General features: G+C 71.2%; 10 protein-coding genes. 6 read left to right on the top strand and 4 right to left on the bottom strand.

Features of this window, described 5'->3' with window-relative positions; translation table 11 throughout:
• Positions 1 to 2: 2 nt before the first annotated feature.
• A complete protein-coding gene (locus BJ975_RS08795) occupies positions 3 to 1,271 on the bottom strand; it encodes a branched-chain amino acid ABC transporter permease (RefSeq protein WP_179424986.1) in 1,269 nt (422 codons plus the stop codon).
• Between the two features lie 287 nt (positions 1,272 to 1,558).
• Between BJ975_RS08795 and BJ975_RS08790 the strand changes: the two genes are divergently transcribed.
• Together BJ975_RS08790 and polA are read left to right on the top strand one after the other, a co-directional pair.
• On the top strand, positions 1,559 to 2,158 hold the full coding sequence (locus tag BJ975_RS08790; RefSeq protein WP_179424984.1) for a GNAT family N-acetyltransferase: 600 nt from the start codon (positions 1,559 to 1,561) through the stop codon (positions 2,156 to 2,158).
• Positions 2,159 to 2,188: 30 nt separating this feature from the next.
• The gene (gene polA, locus BJ975_RS08785) at positions 2,189 to 4,849 is read left to right on the top strand and encodes a DNA polymerase I (RefSeq protein ID WP_179424982.1); all 2,661 of its coding nucleotides are present in this window, start codon (positions 2,189 to 2,191) and stop codon (positions 4,847 to 4,849) included.
• Here polA and BJ975_RS08780 read toward each other — a convergent pair.
• Genes BJ975_RS08780 through BJ975_RS08770 form a run of 3 tightly spaced genes read right to left on the bottom strand, consistent with a single transcriptional unit; the run spans position 4,790 to position 8,496 of the window.
• A complete protein-coding gene (locus tag BJ975_RS08780) occupies positions 4,790 to 6,055 on the bottom strand; it encodes a lipopolysaccharide biosynthesis protein (RefSeq protein WP_179424980.1) in 1,266 nt (421 codons plus the stop codon). The genes polA and BJ975_RS08780 overlap by 60 nt on opposite strands.
• Positions 6,052 to 7,992 carry an acyltransferase family protein gene (locus BJ975_RS08775; RefSeq protein ID WP_179424978.1) on the bottom strand — a complete coding sequence of 647 codons (1,941 nt, stop codon included), beginning with the start codon at positions 7,990 to 7,992 and terminating at the stop codon, positions 6,052 to 6,054. Before BJ975_RS08775 ends, BJ975_RS08780 begins: the two co-directional genes overlap by 4 nt.
• Positions 7,993 to 8,025: 33 nt before the next feature.
• On the bottom strand, positions 8,026 to 8,496 hold the full coding sequence (locus BJ975_RS08770; protein WP_179424976.1) for a hypothetical protein: 471 nt from the start codon (positions 8,494 to 8,496) through the stop codon (positions 8,026 to 8,028).
• Between the two features lie 60 nt (positions 8,497 to 8,556).
• Here BJ975_RS08770 and BJ975_RS08765 point away from each other — a divergent pair, with 60 nt between their 5' ends.
• The 4 genes from BJ975_RS08765 (at position 8,557) to BJ975_RS08750 (ending at position 14,089) form a co-directional block, all read left to right on the top strand.
• The gene (locus tag BJ975_RS08765) at positions 8,557 to 9,261 is read left to right on the top strand and encodes a nucleotidyltransferase family protein (RefSeq protein WP_179424974.1); all 705 of its coding nucleotides are present in this window, start codon (positions 8,557 to 8,559) and stop codon (positions 9,259 to 9,261) included.
• Positions 9,252 to 11,207 (top strand): acyltransferase family protein, encoded by a 1,956-nt coding sequence (locus BJ975_RS17110; RefSeq protein WP_179424972.1) that lies wholly within the window; start codon positions 9,252 to 9,254, stop codon positions 11,205 to 11,207. Before BJ975_RS08765 ends, BJ975_RS17110 begins: the two co-directional genes overlap by 10 nt.
• On the top strand, positions 11,204 to 13,189 hold the full coding sequence (locus BJ975_RS08755) for an acyltransferase family protein (RefSeq protein WP_179424970.1): 1,986 nt from the start codon (positions 11,204 to 11,206) through the stop codon (positions 13,187 to 13,189). Before BJ975_RS17110 ends, BJ975_RS08755 begins: the two co-directional genes overlap by 4 nt.
• Positions 13,190 to 13,255: 66 nt before the next feature.
• Entirely contained in the window at positions 13,256 to 14,089 is an 834-nt protein-coding gene (locus tag BJ975_RS08750) for a class I SAM-dependent methyltransferase (protein WP_179424968.1), read from the top strand.
• The last annotated feature ends 13 nt before the right edge of the window (positions 14,090 to 14,102 follow it).

Here is a 14,102-nt window from a genome sequence, read left to right as displayed (position 1 = left end):
GGTCAGCCGATCCTCTCCGCGCGGCCCAGGATGCCCTGCGGCCTGATGAGCAGGATGAGGATGAGCACGATCAGCGCGCCCACCTCCTTGATGGAGCTGGGCACGCCCAGCAGGGGGCCGACCTCGGTGATGACACCGATCACGAGGGAGCCGATCACGGCGCCCCAGACGGTGCCCAGGCCACCGAGCACGGTCGCGGCGAACACCATGAGCAGCAGCTGGTAGCCCATCATGAAGTTGACCTGGCTGTTGACGCCGAGCAGGACGCCGGCCAGGGCCGAGAGGGCCGCGCCCATCGTCCAGACCGAGGAGATGACGCCGTCGACGCGCATGCCGGACGAGGCCGACAGGGCCGGGTTGTCCGAGACGGCGCGCATCGCCTTGCCCAGGCGGGTGCGGGACATGATCGTCGTCGTGACGACGATGGCGACGATCGCGATGCCCATGATCGCGATCTCCTTGTCCGACAGGTCGAACAGGCCGAAGTCACGCGCTCGCTGCGAGGTGTACTCGTTGTAGGAGCGGGTGCCGGCGCCGAAGAAGAACTGGAACAGGTTGCGCAGCAGCAGGCCCAGACCGATCGAGACGATCATCATCGCGATGATGCCCGTGCCGCGGGACCTCAAGGGTCTCCAGAGCACGCGGTCCTGGCCCCAGCCGAACAGGCCGCCGATGCCGATCGTCAGCAGTCCGGCCAGGATGAGTGGCAGCCCGAAGGTGACGTTGAGGACGTAGGCCGAGATGGCGCCGAAGGTGATGAGCTCGCCGTGCGAGAAGTTCGTCAGGCCCGTGGTGCCGAAGATCAGCGACAGGCCCATCGCGGCGAGCGCGATGATGAGGCCGTACTTGACGCCCGAGACGATGCTGTCGACGAGACGCTCGGCGAACGGGGTGGCCTCGACGACCTTGCCGTTCAGCGGGAAGGCCACGTTCTGGCCGGACGCCAGGTTGACCTTCACCGTCAGGGTCTTCTTGCCCGTCAGCTTCACGCCCGAGGGGAGCGTGGACTCGTCGATGGAGACCTCGTACGTTCCCTTGCCGGGGATCGCGACCGCGGCCACGCCCTGGTCGTTGGTGACGGCCGAGCCGAGCTCGGAGCCCGAGTCGTCCGCGACGCTCACGGTGACGCCAGGGACGGGCGGCGGATCGTTGGCCGCCTTGCCGCCTTGCTGGTCGAGCAGCCGTACGCGGATCGCAGGACCCGTGACGGGGGCATCGGAGGCCGGCGCCGAGGCACTGGGTCCGGGTGTGGGGGACGTGGTCTCAGCCATTGCCGGATTCGCGAGAAGCACGAGTCCGGCAACGATCACCGAGAGCAGCGCCGCTGTTCGCAGTCGCACGCATTCTCCTGTCGCTGTCTGCGCACCGGGGTCAGGTACGCCAGAGTCGATCCCGAAGAGCATAGCGATCCCGGCGTTTCCCCGCCGGTCTCTCGCGGGTCGCTTTGGTAACAGTTCGGTTTCGATTGCGGAGGCCGGACAGCCATTCACACGAGCCGACGCGGAGGCGTAGGCTGTCGCCCGTCCCCGTCCGTCCCCCGCCCGGAGGTGCCACGTCGATGGCATTGCGCCAGCCCGTCGAGATTCGCGATGTCGAGGTCGACGACGCCGCCGCCCTGATCGCGCTGTGGGCCGCGTGTGCGGACGCCGTGACGGACGAGGGGTCCGAGGCGTACACCCAGCAGGCGCTGTGGCGCTGCCCGACCGAGGCCGAGGCCCGCGAGGCGATCGAGTTCAACGCCCGTGAGCACCGACGCCGCTTCTTCGTGGCGCTCGTGGGCGGCGAGATCGTCGCCGCGGCGACCGCCGACCTCGCCACCTTGAACCCCATCACGATGTCGAAGGTCATGATCGTGTCCGACCTGCAGGTGCGTCCCAGCCACCGCCGCCGGTCGATCGCGTCGGGCCTGCTGGCCGTCGTGGCCGCGCACGCCGAGGAGCAGGACTGCGAGCTCGTGCTCGCCTCGTCCGCCGCCCACGCGCGCGAGCCCAACCGCTACCTCACGAAGCTGGGCTTCAACCAGATCGCCGTGCTGCGCGCGATCCCGGTCGGCAAGCTCAACGCCCGGCTGGCCGCGAAGGCCGCCGGCTCCCGCGAGACGGGCCGCCTGCTGGCCGTCCGCCGCTCGCTGCGCCGCCGCGCGGCCGTCCGCGGCTGACCTGTCGGCGCGGGCGACTAGGGTCGTCCCGTGGACCGACTCCTGCTGATCGACGGACATTCGGTGGCGTACCGCGCCTTCTTCGCCCTGCCCGTCGAGAACTTCGCGACCTCGACCGGCCAGAGCACCAATGCGGTGTTCGGCTTCACCTCGATGCTGATCAACGTGCTGCGCGACGAGCAGCCCACGCACGTGTGCGTCGCGTTCGACCTGTCGCGGCAGTCGTTCCGCACCGAGGAGTACGCCGAGTACAAGGCCAACCGGTCGAAGTCGCCCGAGGAGTTCTCCGGGCAGGTCGCCCTGGTCAAGGAGGTGCTCGACGCGCTCGACATCCGCCACGTCGACAAGGCGGGCTACGAGGCCGACGACATCATCGCCACCCTCGCCACGCGTGCGGAGGCCGCGGGCATGGAGGTGCTGGTGTGCTCCGGCGACCGCGACGCCCTCCAGCTGGTCACCGAGCAGACCACGGTGCTGTACCCGCGCAAGGGCGTCTCCGACCTCGCGCGGATGACGCCCGAGGCCGTGCAGGAGAAGTACGGCGTGCTGCCCGAGTTCTACCCCGACATCGCCGCGCTCGTCGGCGAGACCAGCGACAACCTGCCCGGCGTCCCCGGCGTCGGTCCCAAGACCGCGGCGAAGTGGATCAACGGCTACGGCACCCTCGAGGCGCTCATCGGGCGCGTCGACGAGGTGCCGGGCAAGGCGGGGCAGTCCCTGCGCGAGCACCTCGACTCGGTGATCCGCAACCGCCGCCTCAACGCGCTGGTGCGCGACCTCGACCTGCCGCTCGGCCCGGCCGACCTCACGATCGACACGGCGTTCGACCGCGAGAAGGTCCACACCGTCTTCGACTCCCTCGAGTTCACCGCCCTGCGCGAGCGTCTGTTCACCACGTTCCCCGGCGTCACCGAGGAGGTGCAGCCCGAGGCCGGCTTCGACCTCGAGGGTCGCGCTCTCGCGCCCGGCGAGGTCGCGGCGTGGCTCGACCAGCACGCCGGCGGCGACGTGGGCCTGCACGTCCAGGGCTCGTGGGGCCGCGGCTCGGGCGACGTCATCGCGCTGGCCATCGCCGCCGAGGACGAGGCCGCCTGGATCGACGTCGAGCAGCTCACGCCCGCGGACGACGCCGCCCTGGCCGCCTGGCTCGGCGATGCCGGCCGCGGCAAGGTCCTGCACGACGCGAAGGGCCCGATCCTCGCGCTCGCCGACCGCGGCTGGACCCTGCGCGGACTGCGCGCCGACACCGCCGTCTCGGCGTACCTGGTGCGCCCCGACCAGCGCTCCTACGACCTGGCCGACCTCTCCGTGCGCTACCTCAAGCGCGAGCTGCGCGACGACACCGCCGACACCGGCCAGCTCTCGCTCGACACCGACGACGACGCCGAGGTCGCGATGCTGCGGGCGCGGGCCGCCCTCGATCTCGCGGCCGCGCTGGCCACCGAGGTCGAGCAGTCCGGCGGCACGCGCCTGCTGGCCGAGGTCGAGCTGCCGCTGGTCTCCACGCTGGCGCGGATGGAGCAGGCGGGCATCGCCGTCGACGACGACGCGCTGCTCACCCTCGAGTCCGAGTTCGCCGCCCGCGCGCAGGAGGCCGCGAACGGCGCCTACGAGGCGATCGGCGGCAAGGAGATCAACCTCGGCTCGCCCAAGCAGCTGCAGGTGGTCCTGTTCGAGGACCTGGGCATGCCCAAGACCAAGCGCACCAAGACCGGCTACACGACCGACGCCGACTCGCTCCAGCAGCTCTACGCCAAGACGGGCCACCCGTTCCTCGAGCACCTGCTCGCGCACCGCGACGTCACCAAGCTGCGCCAGACCGTCGAGACGCTGCGTCGATCGATCTCCGACGACGGGCGCATCCACACCACCTATGCGCAGACGATCGCGGCCACCGGACGGCTCAGCTCGAACGACCCGAACCTGCAGAACATCCCGATCCGCACCGCGTCGGGCCGCCGCATCCGCGAGGCGTTCGTCGTCGGCGAGGGGTACGAGACCCTGCTCACCGCCGACTACAGCCAGATCGAGATGCGGATCATGGCCGACCTGTCCGAGGACGCCGACCTGATCGAGGCGTTCAACTCGGGCGAGGACTTCCACACGGTGATGGCCGCGAAGGTCTTCGAGCGCGAGCCCGACGACATCGGCACCGAGCTGCGTGCCCGGATCAAGGCGATGAACTACGGGCTCGCGTACGGCCTGTCGGCCTACGGCCTGAGCCAGCAGCTGTCGATCTCCACGGGCGAGGCGCAGGGCCTCATGGACGACTACTTCCAGCGGTTCGGCGGCGTGCGCGACTACCTGCGCGGGCTGGTCGACGAGGCTCGCCAGACCGGCTTCACCGAGACGATCATGGGGCGGCGCCGCTACCTGCCCGACCTGCAGAGCGACAATCGTCAGCGTCGCGAGATGGCCGAGCGGATGGCGCTCAACGCGCCGATCCAGGGCTCGGCCGCCGACATCATCAAGGTGGCGATGCTGAACGTCGAGCGCGCCATCGACGAGGCGGGCCTCCAGTCGCGGATGCTGCTGCAGGTGCACGACGAGCTCGTGCTCGAGACCACGGCCGGCGAGCTCGACCAGCTCACCGATCTGGTGCGTCGCGAGATGGCGGCCGCGGCCGACCTGTCAGTGCCGCTCGACGTGTCCGTCGGCGTCGGTCGCTCCTGGCACGAGGCCGGTCACTGAGCCGTCCCGCGGGGGAGTGGGCCGCAGCAGCGGCCACACCAGCAGCAGGCCGGCCACCACGGCGGCCACGCTCGCCATCGTGACCACGAGGCCGACGATGTCGATCCGCCAGAACCACGCCACGGCGAACACCGTGGCCGACGCCGCCCACAGCAGGACGGCGACGCCGGTGGAGCGGCGCGCGAGCGCGTCGAACACCAGCAGGTAGACCACGGCCAGGAACGTGCCCGAGAGCGCGAACAGCCACAGGTCGTCCGCGACCTCGCGGTACTGGTCGCCGCCGACCAGGATCAGCGCGAGCTGCGGCAGCAGGGCGCTGCCCGCCACGACGGCGAGGCCCAGCACGCCGACCAGCCCGGCGGCGCGCAGGCGCGTGCGGTGGGAGGTGTCGCGGGCCATGCTCGGGAAGAACACGACGCTGACGAACTGCGGCAGGAACAGCGTGGACTTGGTGAGGATGAGCCCTGACGCGTAGAGGCCGCTGTCGTGGGCCTCGAAGCCGCCGCGTGCGATGAGCGCGTCGACGTTGCTGAAGGCGAAGTACGCCAGCAGGGTGGCGGCCGAGGCGACGGTCTCGAAGACGAGCGGACGCCGGCTGTGCACGTCGCCCGTGCCGGTGGCCCGGAGCAGCCCGGCCCCCAGGACCACGGGCAGCCAGGCGCCGATCGCCAGGCCCATCATCGCGCTGGTGGCGGAGGGCTCGATGAGCAGTCCGGCGACGCCGCCGAAGAGCCGACCGAAGCCGTTGCCGACGTAGAGCGCGGCCAGCTTGCCCCACCGTCCGGTGCCCTGCGCGACGCCCAGCTGGGCGCCCGCGAGGGTCAGCGGCACGAGCATCGCCCCGCACCACACCACGGCGAGCACCGAGTCGAAGGAGAAGGCCGGCGTCAGCACTGGGCTCGACAGCGCGACGGCGAGGCCGACCGCGAGCGAGACGGCGAGCGCCACCCGCGAGGCGGTGTGGACGATCTGGACCGTGTGGTCGGGGTGGACCGAGATCCGGCGCGCGATCGAGGCCTGGAGGGCGAGCGCCACGACGTTCGCGATGAGGATGAGGCTCAGCAGCGCGGTGAGGGCGCCGAACTCCGCAGGAACGAGCAGCCGTGCGGCGACGAGGTTGAAGCCGTACGTCGCCACGTTCATCACCATCATCGCGACGGCGACGATCGTGCCGCTCGAGAAGGTGGCGCGTGCTGCCCGGCTCACGAGCTCGCTCCCCGGGCCTCGTCGGCGAAGCGCAGCACCTGGGGCATCATCCACGCCCACACCAGCGGTGCGGACTTCACGGTGAAGTGCAGGCCGTCCTCGTACAGCGGATCGCCGCCCAGCACGGGGTTGTACCCCTCGGAGCAGAACGCGGCGAACGAGTCGACGACGGGCACCTGGTTCTCGCTGGCCCACGAGGTGACCACGGAGTTGACCCGCTCGACGCGCTCGATGTCGTTGAGCTGCTGCATCTCGGTCTTGTCGAAGGCCGGGATGTCGTGGCAGGCCAGCGTCGACAGCGCGAGCGTGCCGGCGCCGTCGGCCTTGCGGTTCACCTCGTCGAGGGCGGTGCGGATCAGCTCGTCGTGCTGGGGCGTGCCGAACGTCGCGACCTCGTCGTCGTGGACGAGGTCGGACACGAACGTCTGCGGGACGAAGAACAGCAGGACGTCGGGCTTCTCGGCCTCGACCAGGGCGGGCCACTCCTTGCGCCAGTCCAGGCAGCTGCGGGTGGGCTCGTTGGCCTCGCCGTCCACGACCTTCTGCAGGGTGAAGGGGTCGCAGCCCAGGTGCGTGGTCTGACTCATCGAGAGCTGGCGGAACTCGTGGGTGGCGACGTTCTTGTAGATGCTGAACGGGATCGAGTTGCCCAGCAGCATCGTCGAGCGGCGCGCCTCGGCGGTGTACGGCTCCGGGGTCAGCTCGAGCGGAGGCAGGTCGGAGTGGGGACCGTAGCCGGCCAGCTCGGACTGCGGCGGCTGGGAGTGCGCGACGACGAAGGCGCTCGTCAGCACGAGGGGCGCGGCCATGATCGTGATCGCTCGCGAGACGCGCCGGGCGGAGGCGAAGAAGGGTCGCCGTCCCCGGATCGGCGCCTCGATGAAGCGGTAGGTGAGCCACGCCAGTACCACCGACACGCCCACCCGGACCACGTCGAGGGCGAGCCCGTCGAGTCCGGTGGTGCCCGAGTTGAGGTAGACGATGACCGGCCAGTGCCACAGGTAGAGGGGATAGCTGATGAGGCCGATCCAGCGGGGGACCGGGCTGCCGAGCGCGCGGTTGAAGGTGCCTGCGGTGCCGCTGGCGGCCGCAAGGATCGCGACGAGCGCGGCCAGGCAGACCAGCACGAGACCACCGCGGTAGACGGCCGCGGCCGACGAGTCGGTGACCACCATGGCCGCCACGATGAGCGCCAGGGCGCCCCAGGCCGTGACATCGGTCAGCACCGAGGAGCGGCGCTCGCGGAAGGCGGTCCGACCCAGCACCAGGGCGGCGCAGACGCCGATCAGCAGCTCGAACGCCCGCGTGACGGTGCTGTAGTAGAGCGAGGTGATCTCGGTGCCGTTCGCGTACCCGTTGGCCATCGCGAGGGCCGAGGCGGCAGCGAGCGCCGCGAAGACGATCGACTGCCGGCGCCGGGCCCGGACCACGGCGCTGACGAGCAGCAGCAGTAGCGGGAAGACGAGGTAGAACTGCTCCTCGATCGACAGCGACCACGTGTGGCGGACCGGCGAGGGGAGCGAGAGCTGGTCGAAGTACTGCTCGTCGCCGAGCATGAAGCGCCAGTTCGAGACGTAGAACAGCGAGGAGACGATGTCCCAGGCGACCGCGGTGCGGCGGCCGGGGAGGGTCCAGATCCACGCGGCGACCGAGACGGCCAGCAGCACCGTGATGAGCGACGGCAGCAGTCGCCGCATGCGCGCGCCCCAGAAGCGGACGACGCTGATGCGGCCCCAGCGGTCCTGCTCGGCGACGAGGAGGTTCGTGATCAGGAAGCCCGACAGGACGAAGAACAGGTCGACGCCCAGCCAGCCGCCCTGGAGGAATCGCTCGTCGAGGTGGAAGACGAGGACGCCGATGATCGCGACCGCGCGCAGGCCGTCGAGAGCGGGACGGTAGGGCAGTCGCGCACGCAGCGCAGGAGTGGGAGCCGACATGAGGTTCGAGGCGGCGGGCGGGGCCCGCGGGTCTCAGCGTCCGTCGTCGAGGAGTCGGCGCCGCGCGCCGCCGTCGGAGTGGTCGTCACGGTCGGTGCCGCGCACCGAGCCACGCTCGTCGCGGTCGCGGTCGCGGTCGCGGTCGGAGTACTCGTAGTCGTCCGCGTAGCCGTGCCGGTCGCCGCGGGCGCGCTCGACCTGGTGCGTGAAGCCGAAGAGCATCGCGCCGACTCCGGCGATGCCCACTGCGGCGACGATGGAGGCGAGCGCACCGTAGAGGTACTGCGTGTTGATCGGACCGCACACGCCGGCCTGGAACTTGTCCGCGGGCGGCTGCAGCGCGGAGCCGCACTCGAAGATCGCGCCCGAGCTGGTCTGGATCTCGGTGATGGGCGTCAGCAGCAGGTAGATCCCGTACGCCAGGAACGGGATCGCCGCGAGGATCGCCACCTTCGTCCCGAGGTTGGGGACGGGGCGAGAACGCACATCGGAGTCGTCGAGCATGTGACGCATACTACTATGGCGAACGCCGTGCGTACGCGCGGGTAACCAAGAGTTAGGGCTGTGTCTGTGCGCCGTGGGATCGTTCTCGCCGGAGGTCTCGGGACCCGCCTGCGAGCCGCGAGCGGCGACCTGCCCAAGCCTCTCGTCGAGGTGGGCGGAGAGCCTCTCGTCGCCCACCAGATCCGTCGCCTCGTCGCCGCCGGCGTCCCGGACGTGACCGTCGCCGTCGGGTACGGCGCCGACCGGGTCGTGCAGCAGCTGGGCACCGGCGAGGCGTGGGGCGCGCGCCTGTCGTACAGCCGCGAGGACGAGCCGCTCGGCACCGGGGGCGCGCTCGCGCTCGCCGCGCGCGGCACCGTCGCGCCCGGGGACACCGTGGTGGTGGTGAACGGCGACCTGCTCTCGCGGCACGACCTCGCCGCCCAGGTGCGCGTGTTCGAGGAGTCCGGTGCCGCCGTCCTCCTGCACGTGCGCGAGGTGTCCGACGCCCGGGCCTACGGCGTGGTGTCGGTCGACGGCGACCGCGTCACCGGGTTCCACGAGAAGCCCGCCGAGGCCGCACCGGGTCTCGTGAACGCCGGCACCTACGTGATGCGCGGCGAGGTCCTGCTCGGCCTGCCGGACACCGTCCCGCTGTCCGTCGAGGTCGACGTGTTCCCGCGCCTGGTCACGAGTGCCGACGTCCGCGCGCACCGCGACGACGCGGAGTTCCTCGACGTGGGGACGCCCGAGGCCCTCGAGCAGGCACGGCGGGCGTGGGCGTGACGGCGGCTCCGGCACGCGCCCGGGTCGCCTCGCTCGACGGCATCCGTGGCGGCTTCATGCTCCTCTTCATGGCCTACCACTTCGGCCTGACTGTCCTGGGCGGTGCCTGGACCGGCATCAACGTGTTCTTCGTCCTCTCCGGATTCCTCATCGCCCGGCTGCTCCTGGTCGAGCGTGAGCGCTTCGGGCGGGTCGACCTGCTGGGCTTCTACCGACGCCGCGCCCGCCGACTGCTGCCGGCGCTCATCGCCCTGCTGCTCGTCCTCGCGGTGTGGGGACTGGCGTTCGCCGACGACGCCGCGCGCCGCCAGCTGCGCGGCGACCTCGTGGCCACCCTCGGCTTCGTCATGAACTGGCGGCTCATCGCGCAGGCCGACCAGTACTTCGCCGAGTTCGGCTCGGCCTCGATGCTGCGCCACGCCTGGACCCTGTCGGTCGAGGAGCAGTTCTACGTGGTCGTCCCGCTGCTGCTCGCCGTGCTGGCGTGGCTGGGATCGCGCCGGATCGCAGCCGTCGTCCTGGTGCTGCTGGCCCTCGCCTCGGCGTGGTGGACCGCACAGGTCGGCGTCGGCGACGCCACCGCGCAGGCGCACGCCTACTACGGGACGGACACCCGCGTGCAGTCCCTCCTCGTGGGCGTCCTCCTCGCGCACCTCGTGGCGGGGACCGGAGCGGTGACCCGCCGCGTCCCGTCGCGGGGAGTGCTCGAGCCGGTTGCCTGGGCGTCGCTCCTCGGTCTGCTGACCGCGCTCGTCCTGGTCGACCCGATGTCGTCGCTGTTCTTCGAGCGGGGCGGCATCCTCGTGCAGTCGGCGATCGTGGCGGTGCTCGTGTGGGCATGCGTCGCCCGGCCCGACCTCTCGGTGCACCACGTCCTCGGCTGGCGGCCGCTGGCGTGGCTCGGGGAGCGCAGCTACGGGCTGTACCTCTACCACTGGCCCGTCAAGCTCTGGATCGAGCGCGGCGTGCCCCAGATCGGCACCGCTGCCGAGATCGTGGTCGGCTGTCTCGTCACGACCCTGCTGGCGTCGCTCAGCTATCGCTACCTCGAGCGGCCCGTGCTCGACCACGGCCTGCGCGGCCTCGTGCCGCGGCTGCGCCGGCCGGGCTGGCTGGCGGTCGTCGGTCCCGCGTCGGTCGTCGTGATGGCGGTGCTCGTCGGGCAGGTCCCCGCCACCGGACAGGCCGTCGCGGCGCGCGACGTGCCGCCCCTGCGCGCCGGCCAGCCCGCCTACGAGGCGGGGGAGGAGCCCACCCGCATCGCCGTGTTCGGAGACTCCCTGCCCGACCGGTTGGCCGAGGTCTTCCCCGCGGAGCAGTACGAGGACCTCTCGGTGACCTCGCTCGCCGTGCCGGGGTGTGACCTGCTCGAGTCGCGCATCGCCTACCGCGAGCTCCAGCAGGACGACGAGTGCCGGGCCGCGAAGCGCGACTTCGCCGCGAACGTGCGCGACGCCGACGTGGACACCGTGCTCGTGATGCTGCCGACGTTCGCGGCGATCCCGCACGAGGACCCCGCCGGCGAGCCGATCTGGCTCGAGTCGCCGCAATTCCGGCGTGAGGTGCTCGACGCCCTCGACCGCCTCCGGGAGGGCGCCGCCGAGTCCGGCACCACGATGCAGGTGGCCACCTTGCCGTGCCGCGACCCGCGCCAGATGGCGACGATCCCGGGCATCTCCACGTACGTCGCCGACCATCCCGAGGTCATCGACGCCACCGCCGAGCCCTCCGTCGTCAACGACTGGGTGCGGGCGTGGGCGCGTGCGCGCTCCGTGCCGCTGGTGGACCTCTACGACGTGCTGGGCTGCGGTGACGGGCCCGTGCAGGAGATCAACGACGTGACCCTCTTCAGCGACGGCCTGCACTTCGACGACGAGGCCGCGGCGATGGTGTGGACCTGGCTGGCGCCGACGGTGCGCGACCGGGCGCGGGAGGTCACGCGATGAGCTCGGTCTTCTCCCTGAGGAACAGCCAGGGCTCGCGCAGCGCGACCCTCGACGGCGTGCGCGGCCTGGCCGTCGTCGTCCTGCTGCTCTACCACTTCGGCGTCTCGGCCCTGCAGGGCGCGTGGGTCGGCATCAGCCTGTTCTTCGTCTTCTCGGGCTACGTGATCGTCATGATCATGCTCAAGGAGCACGCGCGCCGGGGCCGGATCGACGTGGTCGACTTCTTCCGGCGTCGCGCGCGGCGCCTGCTGCCGGCCCTGACGATCATGCTGCTGGCGATCGCCACGTGGGGGGTGCTCGCGGCGGATCACGCCACGCGTCGCTCGATGCGCGGCGACATCCTCGCCACGATGGGCTTCGTCATGAACTGGCGCCTGGTCCAGCAGGCCGACCAGTACTTCGTCGAGTGGGCCAACCCCTCCTTCCTGCGCCACGTGTGGACCCTCGCGGTGGAGGAGCAGTTCTACCTCGTCGCGCCGTTCCTGGTGATGGCGCTGATCCGCCTCGTCCACCGACGCTGGGCGCGCGTGGCCGTCGTCGCGTCGCTCGCCACCGCCTCGGCCGTCTGGACGGCCATGGTGGGCGTCGGCTCCACCGAGGCGCAGGCCCACGCCTACTACGGCACCGACACCCGCGTGCAGGCGCTGCTCGCCGGCATGGCGGTCGCCTTCGCCGTCGGGCCTGACCGCGACGGCCACCGGCCCGCCGACATGCGCCCGCGGGTCGCGGCCTTCTGGGCCTGGGCGGCCACGCTCACGTCGATCGCCTGCTTCTTCGTCGTGCCGCCGCTGTCGCCGTTCATGTTCGAGTCCGGCGGCATGCTCATGCTGGCGGCGCTCACGGCCGTCGGGCTGGCGGGCGCCGTCCAGGTCGGGCCGGGTCTGTTCCGCCGCGTCTTCACGGTGGCGCCGCTGGTCTACCTCGGCATCCTCACGTACGGGCTGTACCTGTGGCACTGGCCCGTGAAGCTGTGGCTCGACCGCTACGCGCCGGCGCTGCCCGTCGAGGGCACCCTCATCCTGGGCTCGCTCGTCACGCTGGCGCTGGCGGCGCTGAGCTTCCACCTCGTCGAGGTACCGGTCATGCTCGGCGGACTCGCGCGGCTCACCGGCGGGATCGATCGCGGCCGCGTGCTGGCGGTCGGCGCCACCGCGGCGGTCGTCCTCGCTGCGGTCCGGGTGGGCGACGTGCCCACCGTCGAGGAGGACCTCGAGGCGGGCCGGGTGCCGGCGCTCGTCGACGGCACCCCGACCTACGCGCCCCAGGACGAGACCGTGCGCACCGCGCTCTACGGCGACTCCGTCGCCCACTACCTCGCGCAGGGCTTCCCCGACCGCACCTTCTCCGACCTGCAGGTCACCGACCTGGCCACCGAGGGCTGCAGCCTGCTGCCGCTCACGATCCACTGGACGCCGCGCAATCAGGAGGAGGTCTCGGACGCGTGCCGCGAGGGCCGCGAGAACCTGACCGAGAACCTGCGCGACGCCGACGCCGAGGTCCTGGTGCTCATGGTGGGCTCGGTGCTGGGCGTGCCGCACGAGCGCGAGGACGGCAGCCTGCTCGAGGTCGACGATCCCGCCTACCGCGCGGCCGTGGAGGAGCAGCTCGACGGGCTGCTCGCCGACGCCCGGGCCGCCGACGTCCAGCAGGTGCAGCTGGCCACGCTGCCGTGCCGCGCCGACTCGATCGGCGACTACCAGATCGACGCGGAGGACGAGGACTGGTTCGACGAGCGTCCCGAGATCGCCGAGACGGTGGTCGATCCGCGCCGGATCAACGGCTGGCTCACCGCGTGGGCGGAGGCGAACGGGGTGCCCGTGCTCGACCTCTACGACGCCCTCGAGTGCCAGCGCGGCTTCGCCAAGGAGCGCCACGGGATCGAGGTCTTCCGCGACCAGCTGCACTTCTCCGAGGAGGCCACGCCGATGGTCTGGACGTGGCTCGCGCCCTCGATCCGGGAGCGCTGGCAGACCCGCGCGTGAACCCGCTCGGTTCACCCCAGAATCCGGTTACCAGCAGGTAGGCTGGTCGCCGCACGAAAGGCATTCATGGACACCTCCGCATTCTTCGACCGCGCCCCGACGCTCTTCCCCGGCGATCCGCAGGACACCGATCCGATCGATCCGTACTGGGACCAGGTCAAGGCCGACGTCACGGGCTTCACGTCCTCCAACGAGCTCGCGATGCTCAACCTGGCGGCGTCCCTGATGCCCGCCGACGAGGCCTACCTCGAGGTCGGCACCTTCAAGGGCCGGTCGATGTGCGGCACGGTCCGCGACAACGCCGACAAGGTCTTCTACGCCATGGAGAACTTCCTGGAGTTCGGCATGGCCGGCCAGGAGGCCCGCGAGGAGCTGATGGCCAACCTCGCGACGTACGGCGAGGGCGCCGACGTCCGCCTTCTCGAGGGCGACTGCTTCAAGCTGATGGCCGTCCCGAACATCCTCGACCGACCGGTCGGCGTCTATTTCTACGACGGCGAGCACACGCTGCTGGCGCACTACCTCGCGCTGGCCGTCGTCGAGCCGCTGCTGGCCGACGAGGCGCTCGTGCTGATCGACGACGCCACGTGGCCGGTCGTGCAGCGCGCCCACCGCCTCTTCCTCGACCGCCACCCGGGCTGGACGATCGACGCCACGTGGGACGCGAAGTCCGACGACGACCCGCGCTGGGCCAACGGCCTGCACGCGCTGACGTTCCGTCGCACCACGCCGTCGGTGCTGAAGGGCCGCGACGAGTGGCTGCGCCGCTACCAGGTGCACGTGCAGAACCGGCTCAACCGGCTCGCGTGGAAGGCCGCGACGAAGTTCCCCGGCGTCATGAAGCTGGGCGCCCGCATCGTCATGGGCCGGTCGCGCGCGATCGAGCAGAAGCAGGACTGACGACCGACGCTCC

Source organism: Aeromicrobium tamlense (genome assembly GCF_013408555.1).
GTDB lineage: Bacteria > Actinomycetota > Actinomycetes > Propionibacteriales > Nocardioidaceae > Aeromicrobium > Aeromicrobium tamlense.
This window is presented reverse-complemented; position numbering and strand designations above follow the sequence as displayed.

Bases quoted from the DNA above. Each gene is read 5' to 3' on its own strand.
- BJ975_RS08795 (WP_179424986.1), bottom strand. From the start codon at position 1,271: ATGGCTGAGACCACGTCCCCCACACCCGGACCCAGTGCCTCGGCGCCG.
- BJ975_RS08790 (WP_179424984.1), top strand. From the start codon at position 1,559: ATGGCATTGCGCCAGCCCGTCGAGATTCGCGATGTCGAGGTCGACGAC.
- BJ975_RS08775 (WP_179424978.1), bottom strand. From the start codon at position 7,992: ATGTCGGCTCCCACTCCTGCGCTGCGTGCGCGACTGCCCTACCGTCCC.
- BJ975_RS08770 (WP_179424976.1), bottom strand. From the start codon at position 8,496: ATGCTCGACGACTCCGATGTGCGTTCTCGCCCCGTCCCCAACCTCGGG.
- BJ975_RS08755 (WP_179424970.1), top strand. From the start codon at position 11,204: ATGAGCTCGGTCTTCTCCCTGAGGAACAGCCAGGGCTCGCGCAGCGCG.
- BJ975_RS08750 (WP_179424968.1), top strand. From the start codon at position 13,256: ATGGACACCTCCGCATTCTTCGACCGCGCCCCGACGCTCTTCCCCGGC.